The 1,270-nt window shown below is 49.8% G+C and carries 1 rRNA gene (running past one end of the window); it reads right to left on the bottom strand.

Going from position 1 to position 1,270, the window contains the following annotated elements:
• Positions 1-127: 127 nt before the first annotated feature.
• Positions 128-1,270, bottom strand: a 23S ribosomal RNA gene (locus tag ACQKCG_RS13690); it runs 1,784 nt beyond the window's last position.

Raw genomic sequence — 1,270 nt, 5'->3', positions numbered from 1 at the left:
GTCGATCAACTTGTAACCTAACTGAATCAAGGTTAAAGGTGATATCGAAATATTCTTTCTTTATTCTATAGCCTGAGCTATACAAGATAGATTAATTAGACTTGTATACAAACCACTTGGGTGTTGTATGGTCAAGCCAAACGAGCAATTAGTACAGGTTAGCTACACGCATCGCTGCGCTTCCACACCCTGCCTATCAACGTCCTAGTCTTGAACGGCTCTTTAGGGAAATCTAATCTTGAGGTGGGCTTCCCGCTTAGATGCTTTCAGCGGTTATCCCATCCGAACGTAGCTACCGGGCAATGCCACTGGCGTGACAACCCGAACACCAGAGGTTCGTCCACTCTGGTCCTCTCGTACTAGGAGCAGATCCTCTCAAATTTCCAACGCCCACGGTAGATAGGGACCGAACTGTCTCACGACGTTCTAAACCCAGCTCGCGTACCTCTTTAAATGGCGAACAGCCATACCCTTAGGACCTGCTTCAGCCCTAGGATGAGATGAGCCGACATCGAGGTGCCAAACACCGCCGTCGATATGAACTCTTGGGCGGTATCAGCCTGTTATCCCCAGAGTACCTTTTATCCGTTGAGCGATGGCCCTTCCATACAGAACCACCGGATCACTAAGACCTACTTTCGTACCTGCTCGACTTGTGGGTCTCGCAGTTAAGCGCGCTTTTGCCTTTATACTCTACGACCGATTTCCGACCGGTCTGAGCGCACCTTCGTACTCCTCCGTTACTCTTTAGGAGGAGACCGCCCCAGTCAAACTACCCACCATACATTGTCCTCGGTATTGTTATACCTGAGTTAGAACCCCAACATGACCAGGGTGGTATTTCAAGATTGGCTCCACCAAGACTAGCGTCTCGGCTTCAAAGCCTCCCACCTATCCTGCACAAGTCAGGTCAAAGTTCAATGTAAAGCTGTAGTAAAGGTTCACGGGGTCTTTCCGTCTAGCCGCGGGTACACAGCATCTTCACTGCGATTTCGATTTCACTGAGTCTCTGCTGGAGACAGCGCTGCCATCATTATGTCATTCGTGCAGGTCGGAACTTACCCGACAAGGAATTTCGCTACCTTAGGACCGTTATAGTTACGGCCGCCGTTTACTGGGGCTTCGATCAAGAGCTTCGCTTACGCTAACCCCATCAATTAACCTTCCAGCACCGGGCAGACATCACACCCTATACGTCCACTTTCGTGTTTGCAGAGTGCTGTGTTTTTAATAAACAGTTGCAGCAGCCTGGTATCTGCGACTGCCAGCA

Origin of the sequence: Psychrobacter sp. NPDC078929, assembly GCF_050267985.1 — a bacterium.
In the GTDB taxonomy this organism is placed as follows: Bacteria; Pseudomonadota; Gammaproteobacteria; order Pseudomonadales; family Moraxellaceae; genus Psychrobacter.
This window is presented reverse-complemented; position numbering and strand designations above follow the sequence as displayed.